This window comes from Mucilaginibacter flavidus, assembly GCF_024055575.1.
Classification (GTDB): domain Bacteria; phylum Bacteroidota; class Bacteroidia; order Sphingobacteriales; family Sphingobacteriaceae; genus Mucilaginibacter; species Mucilaginibacter flavidus.
On record NZ_JAMXOE010000002.1, the window covers coordinates 521,374 to 546,218 of the forward strand.

Annotated in this window: 12 protein-coding genes; 1 reads left to right on the plus strand and 11 read right to left on the minus strand. The window is 40.6% G+C overall.

Going from position 1 to position 24,845, the window contains the following annotated elements; all coding sequences use genetic code 11:
• Positions 1-126: 126 nt before the first annotated feature.
• The 6 genes from NAF19_RS06515 to NAF19_RS06540 all read right to left on the minus strand — a co-directional run bounded on the left by NAF19_RS06515 (position 127) and on the right by NAF19_RS06540 (position 12,536).
• Positions 127-2,460, minus strand: a complete 2,334-nt coding sequence (locus tag NAF19_RS06515) for a hypothetical protein (protein WP_252789012.1) — start codon at positions 2,458-2,460, stop codon at positions 127-129.
• 197 nt (positions 2,461-2,657) lie between these two features.
• Positions 2,658-4,913: a hypothetical protein gene (locus NAF19_RS06520; RefSeq protein WP_252789013.1), complete on the minus strand. Its 2,256-nt coding sequence runs from the start codon at positions 4,911-4,913 to the stop codon at positions 2,658-2,660.
• Positions 4,914-5,207: 294 nt separating this feature from the next.
• On the minus strand, positions 5,208-7,052 hold the full coding sequence (locus tag NAF19_RS06525) for a RagB/SusD family nutrient uptake outer membrane protein (protein WP_252789014.1): 1,845 nt from the start codon (positions 7,050-7,052) through the stop codon (positions 5,208-5,210).
• 20 nt (positions 7,053-7,072) lie between these two features.
• Positions 7,073-10,501 (minus strand): TonB-dependent receptor, encoded by a 3,429-nt coding sequence (locus NAF19_RS06530; protein ID WP_252789015.1) that lies wholly within the window; start codon positions 10,499-10,501, stop codon positions 7,073-7,075.
• A gap of 282 nt (positions 10,502-10,783) precedes the next feature.
• Positions 10,784-11,893: a FecR family protein gene (locus tag NAF19_RS06535; protein WP_252789016.1), complete on the minus strand. Its 1,110-nt coding sequence runs from the start codon at positions 11,891-11,893 to the stop codon at positions 10,784-10,786.
• Positions 11,894-11,957: 64 nt separating this feature from the next.
• Positions 11,958-12,536: an RNA polymerase sigma factor gene (locus NAF19_RS06540; RefSeq protein WP_252789017.1), complete on the minus strand. Its 579-nt coding sequence runs from the start codon at positions 12,534-12,536 to the stop codon at positions 11,958-11,960.
• A gap of 412 nt (positions 12,537-12,948) precedes the next feature.
• Between NAF19_RS06540 and NAF19_RS06545 the strand changes: the two genes are divergently transcribed.
• Positions 12,949-13,824 carry an AraC family transcriptional regulator gene (locus NAF19_RS06545; protein WP_252789018.1) on the plus strand — a complete coding sequence of 292 codons (876 nt, stop codon included), beginning with the start codon at positions 12,949-12,951 and terminating at the stop codon, positions 13,822-13,824.
• Positions 13,825-13,854: 30 nt separating this feature from the next.
• Here the strand turns inward: NAF19_RS06545 and NAF19_RS06550 are convergent, their stop codons facing one another.
• Genes NAF19_RS06550 through NAF19_RS06570 form a run of 5 tightly spaced genes read right to left on the minus strand, consistent with a single transcriptional unit; the run spans position 13,855 to position 24,845 of the window.
• On the minus strand, positions 13,855-16,254 hold the full coding sequence (locus NAF19_RS06550; RefSeq protein ID WP_252789019.1) for a glycoside hydrolase family 36 protein: 2,400 nt from the start codon (positions 16,252-16,254) through the stop codon (positions 13,855-13,857).
• A gap of 31 nt (positions 16,255-16,285) precedes the next feature.
• The gene (locus NAF19_RS06555; RefSeq protein WP_252789020.1) at positions 16,286-18,457 is read right to left on the minus strand and encodes a glycosyl hydrolase family 95 catalytic domain-containing protein; all 2,172 of its coding nucleotides are present in this window, start codon (positions 18,455-18,457) and stop codon (positions 16,286-16,288) included.
• A 3-nt stretch (positions 18,458-18,460) separates the two neighbouring features.
• Positions 18,461-19,930 carry an alpha-L-fucosidase gene (locus NAF19_RS06560; RefSeq protein ID WP_252789021.1) on the minus strand — a complete coding sequence of 490 codons (1,470 nt, stop codon included), beginning with the start codon at positions 19,928-19,930 and terminating at the stop codon, positions 18,461-18,463.
• 18 nt (positions 19,931-19,948) lie between these two features.
• Positions 19,949-22,120: an alpha-galactosidase gene (locus tag NAF19_RS06565; protein WP_252789022.1), complete on the minus strand. Its 2,172-nt coding sequence runs from the start codon at positions 22,118-22,120 to the stop codon at positions 19,949-19,951.
• 58 nt (positions 22,121-22,178) lie between these two features.
• Positions 22,179-24,845, minus strand: coding sequence for a glycoside hydrolase family 3 C-terminal domain-containing protein (locus NAF19_RS06570; RefSeq protein WP_252789023.1), 2,667 nt, complete (start codon positions 24,843-24,845; stop codon positions 22,179-22,181).

Here is a 24,845-nt window from a genome sequence, read left to right on the forward strand (position 1 = left end):
TGATCCAATTAAGACGCCCCCTGGTTGCTAATTTATTTTACTGCGAATATCAAATCTTAACATATTTAACATGTATATAATAATGCACGAGCATGCAATTGTTTTTTGTCGCCGCTGCGACAAATGTCAATACTGAGTTACAGCCTTCCCATTATTGCTAACCAGAAATAGGCGGGTTGCACTCGCTTTTACTTCCACTTTTGGCCATTTCAGGAATGCTGTGTAACCCAGTTGCTTTTTAGAATCTGCTGTAGTTTCTGCAAAAATTGAAATATTCGCATCATACCTCGTCGGGTTTGTGATGGAGATAACAAGCCCCTCTCTGGTTCGCTTTACTATCCTGGATTCAACAGCGTCGAAGACATAAATTTCATCCCTGTCTGTTTGCAGATATACGCCAGGGATCTCCATCGCCATTAATATGCCATTGGTTTCCGTCCAGGAATTCCGGGTATTAATAAAATTGCCAACGCTACCCTTACCCTCTGCATCACTGGGCTGAATCCTTTCCATAGAGGACCCTACTAAATTGTTTGTGGTAATATGATCCGGAGGCATATTGACTGCTTCGGCCTGCGCGTGCTGAATATCCCGTATCAAAGCGGCATAAGGCGTATTTCCGGTAGCCCGATAGAGCTTAAAGAGGTAATCTCCTGACGAAGTGCAAATACCGGGAGCGGCATGTTTATTCTGAATACTCGCCCACACAGCTCCCGCCATATTACACCCCAGTTTTCCAATCTGGCTGTTTGGGGGAAATACAGGATCGTACGAAAGGGTCCAGGTGGCACAAAGAGCAGCCTGTACTTCCGCCTTTTGCAACCATGCCTTATCAGCCGTATAATAATACAATGCCATCAATGATTCCAGAAAACCAAAAGCCGATTCTGAATTAGCATCCATCGATATATCGCCACAATCGCCACCCGTAAGCCCCTGCCCGACCACGTCCCGGCTATAGTAGAAATTGGCAGCATCTTTGGCAACCTGCAACCATTCCGGCTGTTTGAAATAATCGGAAGCAATGGCTAATCCGGCTGGTGCGATAGCGCCTGCCGTAGAATTAAATACAGCGATCTCGCCGGTTTCAGGTGCTATGTATTGGCCAAACTCTCCATGTGCTTTCCATGTATGCGCAAAAGCTTCCGCCAACCGTTTTGCCGCAGTTTCCCATTCGGGTTTTATCATATTGCCATATCCCTGTGCCTTAAAAAGCATTAAGTGCTTCATCATCAAAAGCAACGCATCACAATTTTTGCGAACCATAGCCTGCACTACGGGAAAATCAGAATGCATTTTTTCCGGGCGCAGTTCGCCGTCAGCCTTTATACCACCGTAAAAATACCCGCTTTTCCCCTGTAGCTTACTCACTACAAAATCGAGTTCTGCGGCCACCCGGTTACGTTCGGTTTCGTTGTTAAGGGCAAGCATGGGGTAGCTATTCATCATACCGCTAACCCACCCTAACTGAAAATCGTCATTGTTTTCAGGTTTGTAATAGCTACCTGCCGGAACTTTTATAAAATTATTACTGCAAATAGAAGTTCCTGCGGCTAGCAATTGACTCATGGGTAGCTGATTGCGGGGATGATTGGACCCTGATAAATCCTTACGTATCCGCATAAATTTTTTTAGCAGGTCAGGAATACTTTTAGCATCAAACACATACAATCTCAAGTGCAAGGTCATTTTATCTCCAGCCTTCCAGTTTGGCGCCTGGTCACCACTATCGTGGAAGTCTCCAAATCCCGCCGCTAACTTCCGGACAGCGGGCGCTGAAATTTTAAAGCTGCAGCTATCCTGTTTCGGGTTTTCAGCAATAGTGAATCCGCTGTTGCCAAACTTTGTTTGTTGTGTGGCAAGCACTATAAAGCCCTTGTTTTCGGCAGGTGAAAAAAAACACATCGCAGGTGTAGCAGCATTCCCCGTCTGTAACTCAACCAATGATGCCTTATCCGTTTCAACTGACAGCCGTGGATTGTTAGAAATGGTTAGAGGTACACGAGGGTTGTAGTACATGTCCCTGGTATATGCTGGATTATAGCCGTCTCCGATGGAACGGTACCTGTTACCATTATACATACTTGCAGGCACCATAACATAGTTCTTTCTGCTCCATTCACTGAAATCAAACGAAACTGCCGGCGCAGTAGAATAAGATCTCCCTTCTTTCAGTTTAAATTCTGCAGTAATATCTACTACTTCATGATTTACCACCGGGCGCTCATTTAATAGTATTTGCCATTGTGCGCCGTCCGTTTGCAAATGGTTTTGTTTAAATTCATATTTTTTGATTTGCCTGGTACCCTTGTACTGTATTGCACTTATATGCATACAACCATGCAACTGTTTTAACAGCGTTTGCGCTAATGCAGTTTCACTTACCTGTGCATTTACCTGTTGCAGGGCAGAGGCGCAAATAACAAATGCCAAAGCACATTTTATTTTAATCCCGATCATTTTAAATTTTTTCTCCTTTTCCAATCACAGAAACAACCAATTCAAACTTTATCGTGTCATTACCACTATGTAATGCACTAACCTGGATTTGAGATTTATTATTTGATAAAGTCAGTGGTGGATTCCGTCAAAGTTTTTAGTCACACACTAACCTTATACCGGAAATTAACTAACCTGTTTCCGTTTAACGTTTTCACTCAATATCCATTTTGGATGTCACGATGCAAGGTTTTCAAATAAATATTTTTCCCGTTTTTTAATTCGAACAATTTCCAGGTATTGGTATCTATTTCTTCTAAGTGAAACTGACGGGCGCTATCTGCTAATATTTTTTTAACAGTATAAGTAAAGCTATTGGCTGCTCTTGCATTTTCCCAGATTTTAATCGCCCGAAAAATTAGATTTTTTTGCAAACAACTTTCTACTGATTTTTCAGATAGATTCATCATGTATGTTACTCCCACTCCTACTGAAATTGCCTGCAAATTTTCCCATTCCTGTACTGTAGAGTTTGGGCGAAGCGGCGCGGTAATTCCAAAAGTGGCGGGTAAAAAATTTGAAAAACAAATATTTCTAATATCCTTTCCTTCAATAGCCCATTTTCTGTCTTTTATCAAATACATATTTTCTCCGCCCCCTACATTCAATACGCTTTGGTAGTGCCATCCGCCTTCTGCTATTGTTGCTCCCATTACCCGTTGATAGGAAACGCCAAGTTTTGCAGATTGCTCAAAAAATCTTTTGAAAAATCTCTTGAAAGCATAGTTGCCATGCCCTTGATAAAGAAACCCTTCTTCGCCATCCAAATCAATATAATCCATGCCGTTCACCTTAGAAAGCTGTGCATAATAATCAGCCAATTTATCCTGCAAAAAAATATCAGGCACTAAACCGCCATAGCAATTGGTTTGCAATTTATACAACGCATCGCCGCTGTTGTGCGCTATTGCATTTGTTTTCCAAAAACCTCTCTTTACATTTTGAAGTGTGTAGGGTTTTGTAGCAGTAATTCCTTTATAGTAAATTAATTCGTTTCCTATTTTTATTATATTGGTGGGGTGCCCTTCCCAGCCACCGTATTCATTCAGGTATTGCTCATTATCAACAATAATGTTAGTATCATTAGCAGTAATGTTATTGCTAAGCTTTGTTTTCAACAAAACACATAAGCTATCATTAGGCACGGGGCTTACATCGCTGCTAACATTGCTTTGCAAAAAATTATTGAGGGTATGCAAGCCAAATAAAATTCCACGTTTGTTAGTTTGATCTGTAAACTCTTTTATAGTAGTTTTTCCAGTAGAAAATGGAATCTTCCAATCAATGTTTCCATGATTGGCACGATTAGGGTAGAACTCGCCCAGGCCTTCTGCCTGTATGGCTTTAAAACCGAGGCGCTTTGTATAAACTAAGCAACTGTCGTAATTACCATACCATGCTACATCAGGAATGTATCTTGCAGGTTTTTTTATCCATTTTCCATTCACTTTAGGGTAAGGCAATTTTTCATTCACAACAATATTTTCTAAAACATTCAATGCCAAATCATCAGGGGCTCCCCACAAAGCAATGGAAGAGCCTATCAAATCTAAATCAGGAATGGCCTGCACTTTTTGATGAACGGGATAGTTTGCCGGCATCAACGGCATTAAAGAAAAATAAATCATTTTTTCTACCCGCCTGTCCACGGCATGATACGCTAAACTAATTTGCCCTTTACTATCAATAAAGGCAGTATTACCGTTTAAGATTCTATAGTATTCTTCGGGGTGCGAAAAAAAAGCAACATCATTGATACCATTACCACCTAAAGTGAACATCTCCCCTTCGTGCAAACCAGCAGGTAACGGGAACCTGGAAACGTCAGGTGAATGAATGATATATTGACATGGCGAAAAATCGCCGGCTACATTTGCTTTACCGCCTGTAGTGGCATCATTTAGTGCCAAAGCGCCTATTGAAAAGTTTACGGCTTCGCTTGTATCACGGGCTACTCCGATTATATCGCCAAAAAGATTGGTGATATTAGTATGAAATGGCCCCCATTGAATATCGTCAATATCGTTGCGCGGAGAAAGTGATTTTAAAGTTAATGTAATGTATTTTTTATTTACAGCTTTAATCAAAACACTTGCTTTAGAGCCATTACTGTATGTAAGCAACAATTCTCTTTTAGCAAAATTATATCGGGCCGATTGAGGCAAATAATATTTATCTTTTTTAGAACTATATAAACAAAGCAGTGGCGAGGGTTTATCGGTTGGACTAAATTCCCTGCCTGGCGTTATTCCACCTTTTTTCATACTGGTGATAAATCCCTTTTTATCAATATGAATTTTGAAATAGTTTGTTGATAAATCTAATTGACCATAGCATAGCCCTGGTGCTAAACCTATAATGCAGAAAAACTGGGTAACAACTATTTTTAATTGAGTAATGATTTTGGATTGCATATCAAAATTTGGCGTTTAAAATAATTGGTGTTAGAATTTTTAAAACTCTTAAAAGGCGAAAGAATAAGTGAAATAAAACGTGTAACTTTTCTTTTATATAAATTAAGCAAGGCTGATGAATCGCTACTGAATCAATATGTCTTTTTAGATATCAAATAACCAGTATTTAAAATACTCTTTAACACAATAAAAGATGAAATAACCCGGAACAGATCTTACCTAATTATAAGCTGCTCCGGGTATTCTTTTTAATTGTTTATTAGCATTTTGGGATATATTAAATTTATTATAAATCTATTGAATTACAGGGTTAAAAGATCCATTGTCCCAACCTTGATTTTGTTGTAGATTTTTATTTTGTAATATGTATTGAGGATCAATAGGACCAAAGTAATAAGAATCAGGAATTTGAATCTGATTGGTTGAACTCAAGTCTATAGGTTCATATACATATTTAGTTATTGCTTTTAGAAAGCCATCGCGATCAAAAGAAGCGGGTGAGGTTACGATAATATTAGAAAGCTGGAATGCTATTGCGCTATTGCTTTGAGTAATATCAACGCCATATTGGGTGGATGCAACTGCCTTGTTTAAGTAAGGGCCGTAAGCATGCAGCGTACCAAGACTATTCAGGACACTAAACATTCGCCTTCTCCGCAAATCCCAGAATCGTTTCCCTTCAAAGGCGAATTCTATTTCTCTTTCTTTCATAACGGCATTCAACGTGCTTTGGTAATCTGTACCGACAGATGCTGCCAATCCGTAATTACCCGAACCAATATCTATATGCGCCCTTTTGCGAATTTGAATGATGTAGTTTTTGGCCTCCCCTGAATGACCTGTCTCGTTTGCAGCCTCAGCCAGGTTCAGCAGCACTTCAGCGTACCTGATAATAGGCCAATCGAAAGCCTGATGGTTCCACCCTACTGCCCCCAACGTAGTATCTATACCTTTTCTGCAATAAAATCCGGTAATATTATAATTAGCGGTAGCCTTGTACGCATCGTCACCTGCAATTCCGTTAAATATCCATTGAACCCGGGGTGTAATGTCTGCAAAATCGTACCTGGCTCCGTTGTAAACAATTGCGGTATAAAAACGCGGATCCCTATTCTTCCAAAATTCTGTGGGATCGTACCCTGAATTTGGATCTGAGATATCCATTCCGTTTTTCATAGGATATTCTTTCACCATTTCCCAGGTAGGGTCGCACGAACCGGCCGCACCTGAGGTTTCTGTCAGAGGTCGCTGCCCTTGTTGAAAACCGTTGGTTTTTTCGGGATAATGATAGCGTAAGCTTAAAATCATTTCCTTAGCAGCACCGGCTTTATCATACCACATATTTTCATTGGTTTTTAATGTATTATCGGTGTATAAACCGAATCCATCGGCATCCAATTCGGTTTTAGCGGAAGCCAGCGCGCTGTATGCATCGTTCCAATAGCCGGCGTTTGGTGTTTTGCAAAATAATGGGCTCGCTTTTAGTAACAGCGCTTCGCCCTTAACTGCCATTGCAGCACCTTTGGTAACCCGACCGGTGTTATCTGCATCATAAGAAACCGGCAGTAAATTAATGGCGCTGTCTAGTTGTTTGTTGATAAACTCAAAGCATTCAAGAGAGCTATTTCTCTTCACCAGTAAAGTGTTAATATCAGCCGTTGGATCCTGAACGGTTGTAATAATAGGAACGCCGCCTAATACTTTCACCATTCTATAATACAGATAAGCCCGAAAAAAGTATGCTTGTCCTTTCAGACTTTGGTAGTCAGTAGCGGATAAAACCGATTTGCTTTTATCGATATTGGCAAAAAAGTTATTAATAGAACGTACTGAACTCCAATCCCAAACCCTGTCAGGGTAACCGGTTTGAGTTGTATATTTGCCTGTAAGAAAGAAATTAAGTGCATTTCCTCCCGACCCGCCAGAGAAAGCCTCGGCGGAGATCTCCTCATTCCGGTTCCATGAAGGGAGGGTGTTATAAAAATTCGTTACGTATCCTTTTATAAAATCAGGATTTCCCCACTCCTGTTCGGGGGTAATCGGGCCTCCGGGATGATTAACATCAAATACTTTTTTACAAGACATTGAAAGCACAATCAATCCCAATAAAACCAATGATTTATTGAATTTAATTTTCATACTGTAATATTTTATTTTTTTTAAAATGTCGCATTTAATCCAAAAGTGAATCCCTTTAATATGGGATACGTTCTAAAATCGCCACCCAGCTCAGGATCCCAGTCTTTAGTATGGTTCCATTCATACAGATTCTCGCCGCTGAAATAGAATTTAACAGCCTTAACGGTTGAGTTCTTTAACCATTTAGATGGTAAATTATAATCGACAATAAGGGATTTCAACCTCAGGAAGGCACCATTTTTCAACCAAAAAGTCGAGCTTTCCTGGCTGTTGTCTGTACCTTGCCAATCATTCATAATTGCACTTGGCATTGTGGCCGTGGCTGCTGTTTGAGGCGTCCATGCGTTTTTCCAAATTGTTAAATTATCGTTGCCGGGCAATGGCCGCCTGTAATAAACATCAGTAGGCATAATTTGATATTTTGCAAGGCCTGAGAATATGCCTGTAACATTAACTCCGTGCCAGCCAAAAGTTAAGTTAAACCCGTAGTTGATCCTCGGTGTTCCATTTAATGAAATACGCTGCTGATCGTTTCCGTCAATTTTCCCATCAGGGCCGTCAGCACCCAATGCGCCCCGTATGTCCTGGTACATTAACATCCCGGGTTGCGGCTTATTACCAAAAATGGTAAAATTAGCCCCATGCGTTTGTAAAATATTATTGACGTCGGCCTGTGTTCTTATAATCCCTTCAGACACATAGCCATATATTACACCATTTATAGGTTTGCCAATTACATTCTGGTAATCACGAACCGAAGCGGCCTGGTCATATTTTAAATACTGGTTAGATGATACCGCCCAATTTGCAGCTACACGGTAAAAAAAGTCTCCGACATGGTTTTCATGGCTTAATGATAATTCCACACCTTTTGCCGATGCAATACCATAATTAACAGCGGGCAGGCTGGCTCCAACCGTACTTGGAACTGAGGCATTACGTTGCCCGAGTATATCACTCGTTTTTTTATACCATACATCTACCGAGCCACTAAGTAATTTCTTGAGTATTCCAAAATCCAACCCTAGGTTATAGTTCTTATTCTTTTCCCAGGTAATATTGGGGTTAATTGTAGAACCCAATGTTGTAGATATAGGTAAGGATGACCCAAGGTACACCCCTGAACTTGAATTAAAATTATAAGTTTGTTGCCATTGCCATGGGGCCGTGTTGTCTGTACCTGTTATACCAAATGAGAAGCGCAGTTTCAGGAAATCAACATAGCGTGCGTAATTAGCAAAGAAAGATTCTTTGGAGATATTCCATGCCGCTGAAACAGCCGGGAAATACCCCCATCTTTTATTGGACGGAAAAACATATGAACCATCAGCTCTAAAAGTAAAACCTATCATATATTTTGAAGCATAATTATAATCTACCCTTCCAAGATAAGAGGCAAATCCTGTTGGTTGATTTTCGTCTCCCCTGATGTACCAGTCAGTGCTTTGTGACGATCCACCGTTAATTTGCTGATAATCGGGATTACTGTAATTATCATCCCAGATAGTTGAATAATGCCCCCGGAACGCTGATTGCTCATATCCGGCAAAGGCAGAAATATTGTGCAGCCCAAATGAACGCTCATAGTTAAGCATTAAATCAAGTTGATAATTGGAGGATTGACCGTAGGATTCCTGTAATTCTGTGGGTGCTCCAATTCCCGAAATCTGGGCCTGGTCCAATATTTTATATCCGCCCGACCTGTTAAAATCCAATTTATCGGTAACAATATGGTTATTAGTTCCGGCTGTTTGAAAATAATAAATAGAAGGAGCATTACGCCATGCCTTTGTATAACTGTTTGTTGTATTATAGGCAAACGTACCTTTGGCAGATAGTCCTTCTATCCCCGGGATCTGATATTTTAATTGAAAAGATGGGCTAATGTTATTATTGGTTGGCCTTGTATAGCCTCCATTTCCTTTTGCAAGATTGGCGGTATTTGTGTTATCAAAATTACCAACAGGAAGGCCATTAATAAACGATGGCCTCCCGGGAGTTACCATTAGAAGCCTGTTATAGATATTTGACAAATTAAAGTCTCCATAATCATAAGCCCAAAAAGGACGATCCCCGTTATCCCATTCCGTCAGGATGTTCAAGTTAAAGCTTATACGGTTTGAAATCTGGCCATCTAATTTTGCTGATAAATTGTATTTATTAAAAGAATTAGATGTAGCTCCTTCCTGTTTGATATAGCCGGCTGATACATAGTATTTAGTTGTATTTGTCCCCCCGCTTACCGCTAAATTATGCGAAGTGTTCCATGGATTTCTCCAGGTATCTTTTAACCAGTCGTATGAATGTGTTTTAAAATATGTTAATTCATCCGGGGTGTAATAACTCGGATCTGTTGCCGGCAAGCCTTTTTGTTCAAACACCTGGTTTGCAAAAGTATATGCATCAAATGCATTCATCCTTCGCGGCGTTATTTCACGCGTGTTTCGGGTGTACGAACCATTGTAAGAAATATAAGTTTGGTTAGCTACACCATGTTTAGTTGTTACCAGGATAACGCCATTACCGCCTCTTACCCCGTAGATTGCCGTTGACGCAGCATCTTTTAATATGCTGATATTATCAATATCAGCCGGATTAATTTGGGAAAACGTAGCAGCATTTCTTACAAAGCCATCAATTACATACAATGGGTCCGATCCTCCCTGCCAGGTTGAAGTTTCTCTGATTTTAATGTTAGCGCTAGCACCGGGATAGTTACCCTGTGTAGTTACAGTCATGCCTGCCGCCAGGCCCTGTAGTAAGTTTGCCGGTGATGTTGTAGGCCGGTCGCTTAACGATTCGGATTTAATTACTCCTACGGCACCGGTAAGGTTTTCTTTCTTTTGGGTACCATATCCTACCACTACAATTTCGGTGAGAACCGAAGGCGCGGCTACCAACTTTATGACACCAATATCCTCTTTTACAGAAATCTCACGGGTAACATAGCCTACGAATGAAACCATTAAAATGGCATCATCCGGCACATTCTTAATTTCAAATTCACCTTGGGCATTTGTTATAACCCCCAGGTTGGTACCTTTAACTTTTACAGAAGCACCAGGCAAAAATTTCCCCTTGTCATCAACAACTGTACCTTTTATGTTAATTGGCGGTTTCGGCTGTTCGGGAGGAGGAATGACCAATTGAGGTTGAACTGCACTTTTTATAACAATTATTTTTCCGGCAAAACTGTAGGTTAATGATTGATTATTTAAAATCTGGTCAAGAAGCGGTTTTAGTTCTCCATCCTTTACATCAATAGTGATTGCGTGTGTATGTTTTAAAAGCGCACTTTCATAAAAGAAAGTGTAGCCGCTTTGCTTCCTTATTTTTTTCAGGACTTTCTCAAGCGGGGCATTTTTTTCGGACAAGGTTATTTTTTGAGCATAAACTGTAGCATTTACCTGCAGTGAGGTGGCTATAATTAACAATAAAATAATCTTCATAATGCGGAGATATTTGCGATACAAAAACACAGGGTCATGACATTTTTTATCATGTAAATAAAATTTCATACATTTAAACTGTTTTGGGTTGATAAATTCGATGAATTGAGTCACATTTCTAAAAATCTCAATTCAAAACCTTCTGCGTGAGCAGACTATGCCGGCCGTGTTGTAGCACTTCCGGCATTTTTTTTGAATTGCGATTTTGGTTTTAGGGTTAAGGTGTATTATTTCTCCATATTTTATTATTTAATGGTTAATTATTTAATTGGTTAATATCTTTTAAGGCGATACAATAACTTTATTGCCATCTATTTTAAAATTAATCTTGCTTAACTCAAGCGCTTTCAGAACTTCAGAAAGAGGCGCACTCCTGGGCATATCTCCGCTAAAGGATCTCAACTCCGAAATATCCCCGGTAAACCTTACATCAACATTGTACCAACGGCCAAGCTGGCGCATGATACTTTTTATATCAGCATTATTAAAAGTGATAAAACCATTTTTCCATGCCACTACTTCATCTACATCTACCTCGGCTATCCGGATATTTCCTCCCTCCAATTGTGCCTGTTCACCTGGCTTAAGTATTTTATCTTTAACCGCTGACGAAACTTTTACACTTCCTTCCAGTAGGGTGGTTTTAACAGCGTTTTCATCGCCGTAGGCGTTAATATTAAAGTGTGTTCCTAAAACTTCAACTTCCTGCCCGTTTGAAATTATCTTGAATGGTTTTTCTCTATTGTGCGCTACTTCAAAATAAGCCTCGCCAGTAAGCTCCACCCTGCGCTCACTCCCATTAAACACAACCGGATATTTGATTGATGAAGCGGCATTTAACCAAACTTTTGTTCCGTCCGCTAAAACCAGCTGATATTGCCCGCCACGTGGAGTGGCGGCTATATTGAACCCATTATTTTGTGAAGGTGAATTATCTTCGGAATCGGCATAAACAATTTGGCCGTTGGCATTTTTGCTAATTACCGTACTGCCCTGATTTGCAAGCTTGCCGTTCTTTGCTGCGCTTAAATCAATAGTACGCCCGTTTGATAAGGTTAATATGGCTCTATTACCGCCGGGGGCTATATCATGGATTTGAGCTGTTTGCTGTGTTGACTTGTTTTTGTGTATAAGGAAATAGCCCCCGATAGAAACACATAAGATAATAGATGCGGCAGCGGCAATACGAAACCACATAGCCATAATGTGCCGGGGCTTAGGCAAGAAGCCGAATACCTCCTGTATATCGTCCTCAATTTCTTCAGCTGATAAATCAAGTGGCTTTTCATTAATATTTTTTACATACCAGCTTTCGAGCGAGGCTTTTTCTTCTTCGGTTGCCTGCCCGCTGTTATACTTATCAAATAATCGCTTTATTTCTTCTTTGTCCATATATACAGTAAAGACCGTTAAGAACATTGAAGGGCGTAGATGATTTTAAAAAAAAATCAAGCAATTAAAATTTAATAAAAAGCAATAGCCATGCAAATAATCCCAGCCTGGCCCGGAGTATTTTTAACGCATTATTAACCTGTTTCTTGGCGGTAGCTTCTGAGATGCCAAGCCGCAAAGCAATTTGCCTGTGCGATAAATGTGTTTTACGGCTTAAAAGGAAGACCTCTTTCATTTTCGCAGGCAGAGATTCAATTTCATTTTCAATGATGGTCGCTAGTTGGTTCTGCCGGGTCAAATGATCAGTTATGCACTCCCATTGATTTGCATATTTCGTAATAGAGGTGATATATTGTGCTTCCACATCTTTACCGGCCATTTGTTTAAGGATCCGGTTCCTGATTGCTGTATAAAGATACCCCGACAGGCTTGTCTCAATTCTCAGTTCTTCCCTTTTATTCCAGATGTTCGTGAATAATTCCTGTAAAATATCTTTAGCTTCTTCGCGGTTTCTCAATTTATTATAGGCATGGAGATAAAGAATACCGCTGTATCTTTTGTAGATTTCAGTATAGGCGGTATGGTTACTCTCCTTAAGCAGAGATAGCAGGTCCCGATCCGTATATGAGCTAAAATCTTTCATTTTTCAAACAAACAAGAGTATCTGACTAAAAATTAAAAAATACAGAACAAGTAAAAGCTCGCTAAATCAGTTAATTGATGGCAGAAAAAAGGCGCCTGCAATTAATAAATTTCCATTACTTGCCAAATAAATTCGAGAAATGCTCACCGAACGCGTAGATATATTTTTTATTTATCTTCTAAATCAACAATTTCGAAACACCTGCCCGGCAGGCTCAATTTATTTAACCTTTAGTTTTTAAACCCAGGTTAGTCATGATACAATTGGTATACAAATAAAGGCATTGATAAAAACTTAAAATTTTACGTTTTTACCCTATTATTAAGCGATATTGGAATTTATCAGTAAAAAAAATACAGTTCCGGATTATTAAGTTGAACTTTCGCTATTTTCAACCTGCCATTATTTCATTATGAAACCTCAATTATTAAAAGTATCCAAAGATGTGGTAGATTCATTCAGCGCAAGGCAGGATACCTTACCTGATGTTAACAATCGCTGGCACTATCATCCGGAAGTTGAGCTGGTTTATTTTAAAAAAGGTAAAGGCACACAATTTATTGGAGATAGTATCAGCCCGTTCCAAATGGGTGATATTGTACTGGTAGGATCCAACCTGCCTCATTACTGGCAGTTTGACAACATTTTTTTTCAAAAGCATGCCGACATAGCTACTGATGTAAGCGTTGTACATTTCAATGAAAACTTTTGGGGAAATCTATTTCTAAACCTGCCTGAAAACATCTCCATCAGGACAACGCTCGAAAGATCAAAAAGAGGTCTTCATATCCGCAGTCCATTTGGTAAAGACATAGGATGCCTGATAGAAAAAATCATCACTGCAGAGGGCACCCGTAAGATTATTTTGCTAATGGAAGTATTAATTGCTATCTGCGAATGCGGGAAAAGCAGCTTGCTGGCCTCCATTGGATTTCAAAACAATTTCCAGGAATCAGAAAAAGACCGTATTAACGCCATTTATAATTACTCCATAGCCAATTTTAAAAAGCAAATAACATTGGAAGAGATAGCCGAGATAGCTAATATTAGCCCTAATTCATTTTGCAAGTTCTTTAAATCAAGGAGCCGAAAAACTTACTCCCAGTTTATAAACGAAATACGTGTAGGTCAGGCGTGTAAGCTTCTTATTGATAACAAATTAAACATAAAAGAGATATGTGATGAGAGTGGTTTTAACAATTTTTCGAGTTTTCATAAGCATTTTAAACAGATAAAGGGTAAAACTCCTTTAAGCTATCAAAAAAGCTTTTTGGGAAGCGATAAATAGCAGGTAAAAGGTTTAGCCCAGGAAGCGGTATTACTGGTTCTGGGTGTTACCTTTGTTAAACCTTAGTTGCCATTTTATTGGCTGGCTCTTTTGGCTTTTAATAGCTATTCTCAACCATCCATTTTCTGTTTGGGGTAAAACTTCAATGGAAACTCCGTCCTTGTTTCCAATAATTGTCGCTTCGTTAATTTTCCATGAGCCGCCATCATTCAGTCCTGCTATACGCAATTCATAATTATCACCGGCAATCAGTTTACTTATTCCCGAAAGCGCCTGGTTCTTCCATTCTTCTTTAAGTAAATCAATCATTCCTTGTGTTACATGCTGTGACGTTGAAACAACAACCGGGTGATTTAACTTAGCACGAACAGCAATTATCTTGCACGACTCAGCAGGCAGATCACCTGCATATGAACCTGAAATATCTGGTAGTGGTTTGTTTTCCCAAAAATCAAAAGCATGATAGCTGGTTTTGTCATTCAAGCCTGCCCGGCGTAAGGTGCTTCCTATATTTTGAGTTACCGTGTCCCAATTGAATAAACCAATTACAATACGCTGCGTGCCAGACCTCTGATCATTAGCAATCCAAATAGATGGAAGTGTTTTATCAAAAGCATCCACCGGTCGGGCAATGCCTCTGTGTGAAGCCATGCAGCGCTTCATAATTTCTATACGGTCGGCTGGGAGGCTGGGCAGCCAGTCGCTGCTGAGAAAAAACTGGCCGGAAACTGCAACGAACGAAGGCAGCATCCGGGCCCTGGTCAAACTGCCTATCCCCGCACTGCCCCCATCTGCACTTGACGTGCCGTTTTCCCTTATCATGGACGGATCTGGATCGTTCCACCAAACTCTCCCGTTCAAAAAGTATAAACGTGATGCACGGATAGCGCCCGTACGAATAGTCTGCCCATCGTGATTAAAATCAGGGCCAATCCGCATTGAATTAACCAAGCCTATGGAAGCACCGAATGATCGCATATTCTGGCTTACACAACAACCCGAAAAGAAAACATCACCGCCAACTGCATTTCGCAATATCTTTAACCCATCCCTAAATGCTTCAATCTGTGTCTTAAGCGGGTTAAATAAAGGCCTATTATTACCAATGCTATCGTTCTTGTATCCGTCATTAATGTAAACCTGCTCTGTAACCGTTCCGGTATATAGGCCATCCATCTTGAAATAATTATAGCCCCAGTTATGCATTTTTTTGGCAACGTAAGCAATATGACTTTGAACCTCAGGGTTAGTAAGATCAAGTGATGTGCCACCCCATTGGGTTTCGAAAGGCTTCCCGTTCTTACGGTAGGCAAACCAATTCTGCCGGTCTTTGTATTCGGGGTCCTGGTGGTTACGGGCGAATGGCATCCACCATATCCCGGCTGTCAGTCCTTCTTTTTTTACGGCAATTGCAGTAGGTGTCATTCCGTTTGGGTAACCTCCTTTGGGGTCAACACGATCGAACCGGCGATGAGGACCATTGTACTGCCCGCCATCCTGCCATTGATCATCTATCTGGACAACGCCAAGGCCAAAGGGCTGCAAGGTGTTTTTTATAAATTTAGCCAGCTCAATAGTAGATGGTTCGCTACCGGCGCCGCCGTTTTTTTCTGAATACCATGTACAGTAAACGGCAGAGCGGGCTTTTAATTTAATGTTTTGTTGCTTTGCTATAGCATCAGCAAATTGCTCTTCACCTAAGCGTGCATCATCAAAATAGCCAATAACCAGGGTTTCAGTAGCTTCACTTTTTCCGGCCGGCAAACGAAAATGTCCATAATCAATTTGGGCTTTTATTTCAACCAAATTATTATCGACACCAGAAAATACTACACCACTCCCTTTTTCATTAGTTAACCAACCTGTTACAACCCCATTCCTGGTAGTGGGGTCAACTGTTGTAAGAAACACATAGCTACCTGAATTTTTGTCCGGATCAAGTAAACCACCTGTACCTAATGTTTTTAATATTGTAGCCGGTTTTCCAAGATCGACCAAAAAAGAAACCGGATTAAGTTTCTCTAAATCAACGTCGTTATTACTTTCATTTTTAATTGTTTGGGTTACAAACAAAAAGGGTTGCAGGGGGTAAAGCGTGAATGATATTGAACCGCCATTGGCAGTTGTGATAGTTAAAACTCTCCCTTTTCCAAAAACAGCGCTGGTTACTTCACCCTTTCTGATCGTTCCCGTTGCGCCATTTGGCACCACATTTTTCAGAAATATTTTCTTTGCCGATGTGCTTCTTACCTCCAGGGTCTTAGTATTGGGGTTGAAAACAACCGTTATAAAAGAATTACTAATACTGTACCGGCTTTCTGAAAACCCGGCCTTGTTATCAGCAGTATAGTTTGTTGATAATAGTTTCGCATTAACAACTGCATAAGGAAGGGCTATTAAAACAACGACAATAAAAAACAGTTTTCTCATTTGCTTTGGGTATTATTCTATTGGTTAGGAATCACAATTTGAATCCGATCGTTTCATTTATCACGGTTTTGAGCGTAAAACGCGAACCGCTTACAAATTCAGCATTTTTACCGTTACGAATCACGTGGACAGTCTTGCCGGGCCAAGGGTTGACAATTGTACAGGGCATCCCTTTTTCACTTACAATTTTAACATCAGAGATAAGTCCATTTGTTGATCTTGCTGAAATTAGGAAAGCTCCCCAAGCTCTGATGTCGTTAAAACTTGCACTTTGATTTTTTGGAAAAACACTGAATAAGCGAATAACATTACCGGCACTCGTGCAAAGCATTTCGTTTAGTGCATTAGCGACGGTGCAGCTATTCTCAATACCATGCGGATTATTTAATTGAAAGCCGTTAGGGTTGGTATGCACAGCATATTTATGCAACTCGTTAAGGATAACTAACGGATCATACCCAACCCTGATGGCCGCAGCAAAAAAACTATTGCTGGTGTTCATATCCTGCCAACGTTGCATTTCGTCAATGGTATTGCGGGCAACTGTTAGCAATTCTTCCTTGCTGTCGAGCGTAATGGCATTAGCCGGATAAATTTGTTGAATGCCCAGGCCATTTCCATCCCACCAGGCAACGCCTTCTTCGGTGTAACGAAATACATTTTTGCCGTTTCGAATTTGAACCGGGAAATCACTGAGTTTGCTTAAAATGTCCCGCCACTTTGCCTGCCTGTTTTCATCTATTTTTAAGGTCGAGCTTAAATCAATAATCAGTTCAAATGCGTTACGAATAAGGCCTAACGATAAAACCGGGTTCTTATCATTTCCTGAACCTTCATGAATTGCATCTCCATAAATAACATACCGGCCATTTTCAAACTTTAAATAATCTTCCCAAAAATTCGCTATTGCCAGTGCATAAGGATAAATCTTTTTTCCATACCCCTCATCATACGTACAACGCCAGCATTGGGCCATGTTTATCAGCCCATAAGCTGCATTTGAACGTTGCCCATAAAACAAGCCTCCCTGTTCAATATCTCCAGGCTTTTGATAACCGCCTACGGCAAAGTTCCTGGTCACTTCAATTCCCATCGGACCAATGCCTACAGGATATAAAATCCCCCGCGTATGGGTTACATTTTTTGCGTACCATTCGCCCCTTGGCATAAAATCAAGCAGTGGCGCATCGTGCGGCTTTCCCTGTTCCAAACGGTTGGCTGCATACAGTCCATAAAAAGGAGCCTGAAAATTATAATTCAAATGGTAATCGCCATTCCATGCCGGGGTATCGTTAGTTGTCCAACCAAATATCCCCGGAGGAAACTTTTTATCCCGGCTGCAAGCTGCCATCGTATAAAGCCCCTGATAGTAGGCTTTCATCAAAACAGAGTCCTCGACATTTATTGATGATTTATCCCAATAAGCACCCCACCATTTATTGTGCTGCTGATTACGGATTGCCAATCCGTTCTTATTAAGTTTTTCTATCCGGCCGAGCACGTATTGCAGCGGTTTTGCTTTTTTAAAATTGCTTTCAACAGCAAGGGCAATAATCAATTTTTTGCCGGGTTGTATTACAATGGTATTGCTTGGATAATTAATAGTTTTTAAAGCTATGGCGACCTCTGTTTTAATATCAACGCTATCAGCAAAGGCACGGGTGAGCCAATGAATATTACGAATGATGCCGGTTTCTGATTTTGCCTGTTTATTTTCAGGTGCAGTTAAGTTTATGGAAACTTTTGTTGCATGGTCTATTGCCTTCAATTCAATAAAGACCAGGTTATCGGTTGCTGACACCCAAGACTTTGCTTCTATTCTTTGGCTATTTTTATTTAATAAGCAAGTAGTTATACCGTTGCAGATCCGTTGTTCTGCCGTAAAACCAACGTTGTTAAAACCTTCAATTTTTACATCTACAAAACCCGCCGCTCTTGGGCCTGATAAGCCATCGGCCTGCGACCTCAGGCGCCAAAAATCATTTTTGGATAAGTAATAGCGCAAACAATCATCCTTATACTCTACACTCATTGTTACATCGCCATTGCCCATTAAAGGGGCATCGATCGAAACATTATTTGGAATATGCTGCGGTGGCTTTGTCCAGTTATTTTTAAATGCCCCGGGTTGAGCCGAAACGCTTGCGCAACTCAGAAGCAAGAAAAAACTTACCCTGATTTTTATCATAATAGGTTTTGGCATAACTTATAAAACCTTGAAAAGCTTTACAGATTCAATCACAGGACAAGCCAATGCATCTAAAAATGTTATTCTCACCTTCGAAGCCGAAACAGTATCAAACTTTGCGAGTTTTTTACTACCTATGGTACTGCCTTTGAATACCTGTTCCCATTTTCCACCTTTTTCCACTTCGACAGTGAACGACTTAATGCGTTGCCCCAATCTTATGTACTCCTTAATCTCGAAACAGTTGAAAGTATTTTCTTTTGGAAGGATAAAAGTGAGTGAAGCTGTTCTGGTAGCATCATTCACCGCCCAAAACGTTTTTTTGTTACTGTCCAATACATTGAAAGCTGCAAATTGCTTAGTATTTCCGCGCGTCTCGGACGCTGATACTTTTGCTCCCTGTAATAAATTTTTTGAGAATGATTTTGTCAAATAGTCCTGGAATGCATCCAAAACCTTGATATCATTGGCATTAATCTGACCTGTGCGATCAGGTGGAAGGTTCAGGTTCCAACAAGCGCCATTACCGACCGATTTAAAGTAGATCTCTTTCAAGCTTTCCAGGCTTCTCACCTTCGTATCTTCACTTTGGTGATAAAACCAGCCCGGACGAATAGAAACATCTACTTCAGCAGGAATCCATGACTGCCCATTTAATGTACCTGTTTCACCTTCATCAGATTGTGTGTATCCAATGCCCGGTTTGTCGCCATTGGGGCCATGTGCTGTATATGCCGCCCAGCATGAATCTTTTACAAAACCACTTTCGTTTCCACACCACCGGGCATCCGGGCCGATATCACTAAAAATGCATGCATTGGGTTGTAATTTCCTAATGATTGAAAAAGTATTATCCCAATCATAATAGGTCTTTCTATCAATTTCTCTTTTTTCGTTTGCACCTCCGTAATAACCGTCGCCCCCATTAGCTCCATCCAACCATACTTCTGAAATGTTTCCATAATTGGTCAGCAATTCTTTAAGTTGATTGCGGTAGTAGGTAATGTATTCGGGTTTGCCATACAAAGCGCTGTTCCTGTCCCATGGCGAAAGATAAACGCCAAACTTTATTCCGTACTTTTTGCAGGCCTCAGAAATCTCCCTAACCACATCCCCTTTCCCATTTTTCCAGGGACTATTTTTCACCGAGTGTTCCGTATATTTTGACGGCCACAGGCAAAAACCATCGTGGTGCTTACAGGTTAAAATAGCTCCTTTAAAGCCATGTTTGGCAATGGTCGACACTATTTGATCAGCATTAAAATCCGTCGGGTTGAACACACTCTCCTTTTCGCCACCCAGGCCCCATTCCCGGTCTGTAAAGGTGTTCACAGTAAAATGGAGGAAACAATAACGTTCCATTTCATGCCATTTCAATTGGCGCTCGCTGGGTAATGCGCCATATGGTTTGGGAGCGGTTTTTTGCGCATGCAATATTGCTACCACAAAAAGCAAAAAAATGAAAAGTGAAAATCTGAATAGTTTCATACTTATTTATTTTTTTCATTACTCTACTACTAACCAAGTATAATTTTCGGGTTCAATTGTTACTGCTAATTCAATTTCATAATCCCTGTTAAGGTTATATTTCCTTATTATATTATCCTTTTCTTTCACAGCAGCGGTAGTGGATAACCCAGTATAATACAATGGCAACTTTATCTTCCTTGTGATTTTTTGTTTGGTTGGGTTGAACAACATTACCAGTCCTTTTTGTTTTAAATGAGGGTTTACATGAATGAACCCGTCCCAATCCCGCCCGTCCGCGCGCCTAAGGTGGATAATGTCGGAATTAAGGATATCCCTGTATTTCTTGTACCATCCTATGGTTTTTACTACCAGTTGTTTTGTTTTATCGGTATCATACAAACGCGGGCCCCTGTAACAGGCTTGCACCCCGGCGCCATAGTATTGCATCATTAATTGTTCGTAATCTTTCGAATGATTTCCGAGGGGCTCTAATACAGCTTCTTCACCACCACCCTGGTAGCGAGTGAGCGGAACAAATCCCCAAACCATTGAGGGCATTTCTTCCCAGGTTGCATCAAAAATATTCTGACGGTTCAATATCTTTTGCTGTTCACGCGGTAACGAAAAATTCACCTCGCGGTATCCCAATGCAATTTTGTTCGTTCCGTCAAGTAAATACCAATCAGGGGCATTTACATAAATGCCATGCTCGCTGCACCAATGATATAATCCTTTTTGTAATTCAATTTGTTTCCACTGCGAGTCACCTAAACCTGAATGACCCGGGTGTGAGGTTGAGGCACAAACATCGCCCGGGTATGGACCATCGTTTTCGAAAATATCGAAACCCGTATTCTCCATAAAATATTTCAGCTTGCTGATATAAGCAAGCCCCCACTTGCTTCCCATGCATGGCGCATGCCCAAACATGGCCGCAGCATCCGGCTTACCGCTAACAGGGTCTATCACATCATCTTCATCGCTAATTTGGCGCGAACTAAACAATGAATAACTGCCAATTTTTATTCCTTTTTGATGTGCCAATTGCGCCAGTTGCTTCCATTTCCTAATATTTGCGGCCGTTGTATCCTCCATATTACAGTGGCTGCCAAAGCTGAGTATCAGTGCTTCGTAACCAGTTGAAACGCACTGTTCAACCGCATTTTTTACCTGCTCATCATTCCTGCTTAGCAGGTGCATAAATATTGGGTTCTCAGTAGTCCACGGAGCAACGGTTGCGTACATTTTCCTGATGGCAAGCCCACGTCTTTCCCTATCATAACTATCAAGCAATAGCTCATGGGTACGAACAGAATTAAAAACTCCGTTTGGTTGTAACTCAACTTCAGTAACTTTTTCGGGGTATACCTCCAATATAGAGGGGGTTTGGTAACTGTAATTTACCTGCGATGTATAAGCCGGATCCGTTTTCCAATGAGTGGTCTGATCGCTCAGATCATAACGCATGGAATTGTTAAAAGCATAGTTTGTTTCTATGTAAATGCCGTGTTGTTTTTGCATTTGTTCGGGCGTTCCAAGAACAGCGCTTTCCTCTTCAACCAAACCTAGTATTTCATTAATGGTCTTATTTATAACTATTGAATGATTACTGCTGTTGCTTATTGATAACCACTTTACAATTAAAGGGATGCCATCGTACAATTCGTAATGAACAGCCACGTCGATACCTTTTAGTGTGTTCGACTGAAAATTAAGCGTAAGAACCTTTCCATTGGATTTCTTAATATTACCCGCCCAAAATGCTTGCTTCCAGTTTATAAATGGCTGAATTTCGGATACCGAATAAGATTTAAACTGAAAGTCATTTTCATTTGCAGTAAAAGAGTCAATCCATTCAGGCAGTAAATAGGCATGTTCTTTTTGCCCGTATAAACCTCCTATGTTAAAATTTTTGCCATCGATAACTAATGTTGCTTCGGGTTTTACATCCCTTAGTAATTGCTGGTTGCTGCTCAAGTTTTGATAACTGATACATGCTACATTGGGTTGTAAGCGAAAAACTCTTTTCAACAACCCGTTTGACAGGATAATGTCTTTCCCGTTTTCTGATTTTTTAACAGACGCTACGTATGGCTTACTGTTGATAAGCCAATCACTTGTTTGCTTTTCATTACCTGTTTGTCCCTTGCCAACCAAAGCGGTGAGCATCAAAGCAAAAAAGACAAAATATTTTTTATTGTTTATCATTATAGGATCTGTTTTAAACTTGAGTTTATAATGCTTGTTTTTTATTAAGTTAGGGTAACTATTCAACCACAGAAATCAAATCTCTCAACCTGATGTCTTTAGATGAGGCGCCAATCATTATTCTGAACTCGCCGGGCTCTACTACCCATTGCATGTTATTGTTAAGCATTTTAAGCATATCCGGTGTAATCCGGAACGCTATTTCCTTTGCCTCCCCTACTTTTAAAAACAGGCGTTGAAAACCTTTTAAAGCTTTCACCGGTTGAGCCACTGATGAAAGCAAATCACGGATATACAATTGCGCTACTTCGTCGCCATCACGGCTGCCTGTATTTTTAATGGTACAATAAACCGTTGTGGAACCTGTTTTTGCAAAGCTTTTCTTCTCAAACCGCAGGTTGCTATATTCAAAATTCGAGTAACTTAACCCAAAGCCAAATGGGAATAACGGTTGTCCGTTGAGGTTAACATAATCATCGGTGCGGCCAGTGGGTTTATGGTTATACACCAAAGGCAATTGCCCTTCAAATACAGGGAATGTAATTGGTAAACGACCGGCAGGATTATAGTCGCCAAATAAAACATCGGCTACCGCATTACCGCCTTCTTCACCAGGATACCACGCATCCAGTATTGAAGGAACATTTTGAATCCAATTTGACATGGTAATAGCGCTGCCGCCAATTAAAACTACCACTACAGGTTTCCCTGTTGCCGCAATTTGGTTTATCATTTCCTCCTGATGACCCGGCAAATTTAAGTATGCTCTGTCTTGCGATTCACCTTCATCTATTCCAACAACAACAACAGCTACATCAGCTTTTTTTACTGCCGCTACTGCGTCACTTATCTTTGTTTGCCAGTTATTGGGTACACCTACATTCCAAACCAAGTTGAACCTCGCATAGCCCTGCGACTCAAAAAACTCTACCCGAATATCATATTCTTTATCTTTTTCGAAATGATAACTGGCTAGTTTTGTGGTATAGGTCTGGCTTTTCCAATTATCAATAATTAATTTGCCATTCAGATAAAGCCTGTACCCGTCATTACCATCGATCCCGATTTTAAATACCCCGTCGACTGGCGATTTTATTTTCCCGGTCCACTTCACTGAATAAAAGTCATAATTAATATCAGGGTGCGGCGAATATAACGTCCAGCCGAAATGCATTTCATTATCAACTCTGGTAACAACTGGTTTGCCGTTTAGCTGTATATTATTAAAATATTCGCCTAATAAACCGTTTTGCGTTTTACCATTTACCGTAGTAAATAAATTAGCAGAGGGAACACTCACCCACTCCGGGTTGTTACGGCCACAACCGGCTGCATATTGTATATTAACTGATTCACCAATTTTATTTTTAATGCCGTCAAGTATGCTCACTTTGCCATTACCCGGCCCACTGTACCCACCCAGCCTTGCTTCAACAGCATCTGAACCGATAACCGCTACAGACTTAATTGTTTTGTGCAAAGGCAATGTGTTACTCTCATTTTTAAGCAACACCATTGATTTCAGCGCGGCTTCTTTTGCGATCACTTTATGGGCAGGATTGCCATTCCACTTGCTTACTTCTGCTTCATTGGTATAGGGATTTTCAAAAAGCCCCAGTTCAAATTTTATTCTAAGTACCCTTGCCAGTGCTTCATCAATTGTTTTTGAGTTTATCCGGCCGTCTAAAAAAGGCGGCATAAACAATTTATGATGTTCATATGCTGTTTGAAATATCACATCCAGCCCATTATTTATGGCTTTGGCAGAAGCATCGGGGTAGTCATTGGCGGTATAGTGAAGTACGGTAGCACCACCCACTGCCGATGCATCTGAAATTATGAAGCCCGAAAAATTCATCTGCTTCTTCAGCTTTTCGTTAAGCAGCCAGTTATTGGCTGTACTTGAGCTTCCGTTTAATGAATTATACGACGTCATTACGCTACGACTGCCGCCTCTTTTAAAACAGGCTTCGAAAGGAGCTAGATAAACCTCTTCCAGCAACCGCTCATCAATATCTATTGGGTAACTATCCCTGCCGCCGTCTCCACTATTGGCTAAAAAATGCTTGGGTGTTGTAACCACGCCCATCTTTTCAAATGGCGAAACAAATGCCACCCCCATTTCTGATGATAGAAAAGGATCTTCACCATAAGTTTCCTCCACCCGTCCCCAGCGCACGTCGCTGGCAACATTTACTACCGGCGATAGTATCTGCCGTATTCCCCGGCTCTTTGTTTCTCTCGCAATGGCAGTTGCTACCCTGTTCATTAATGGAATATCCCATGTTGATGACAAGCCAATAGCTTGCGGAAACGCCGTAGCACCATCTCTCACCAAACCATGCAAGGCTTCATCAAAAGCGATAATGGGAATGCCCAACCTGGTTTCCTCAACAAAATATTTCTGCATTGAATTGATAAGTTTTGCGGTTTCTTTTGCATTAGCCGCCGCTTTGTAGCTCAGCAATTGCCCAGCGGCATCAGTGCTTCCTTCGGCGCTTACCTGGAAACCAAAAATTCCGTTCTTATATTTCTCTTTCCCATCCTTCAGATCACCCGGTATCATAAAGAGTTGCCAGAATTTCTCCTCTGGGTTCATTCTTGCAATTAGGTCTTTCACCCTATCCTCAACAGGCAGTTTAGCGTTCTTGTACGGAAGTAATGATTGAGAAAAAACAGTTTGGCATACCAACAGCATGCAAACAAAAACAAAACTCTTTTTCAT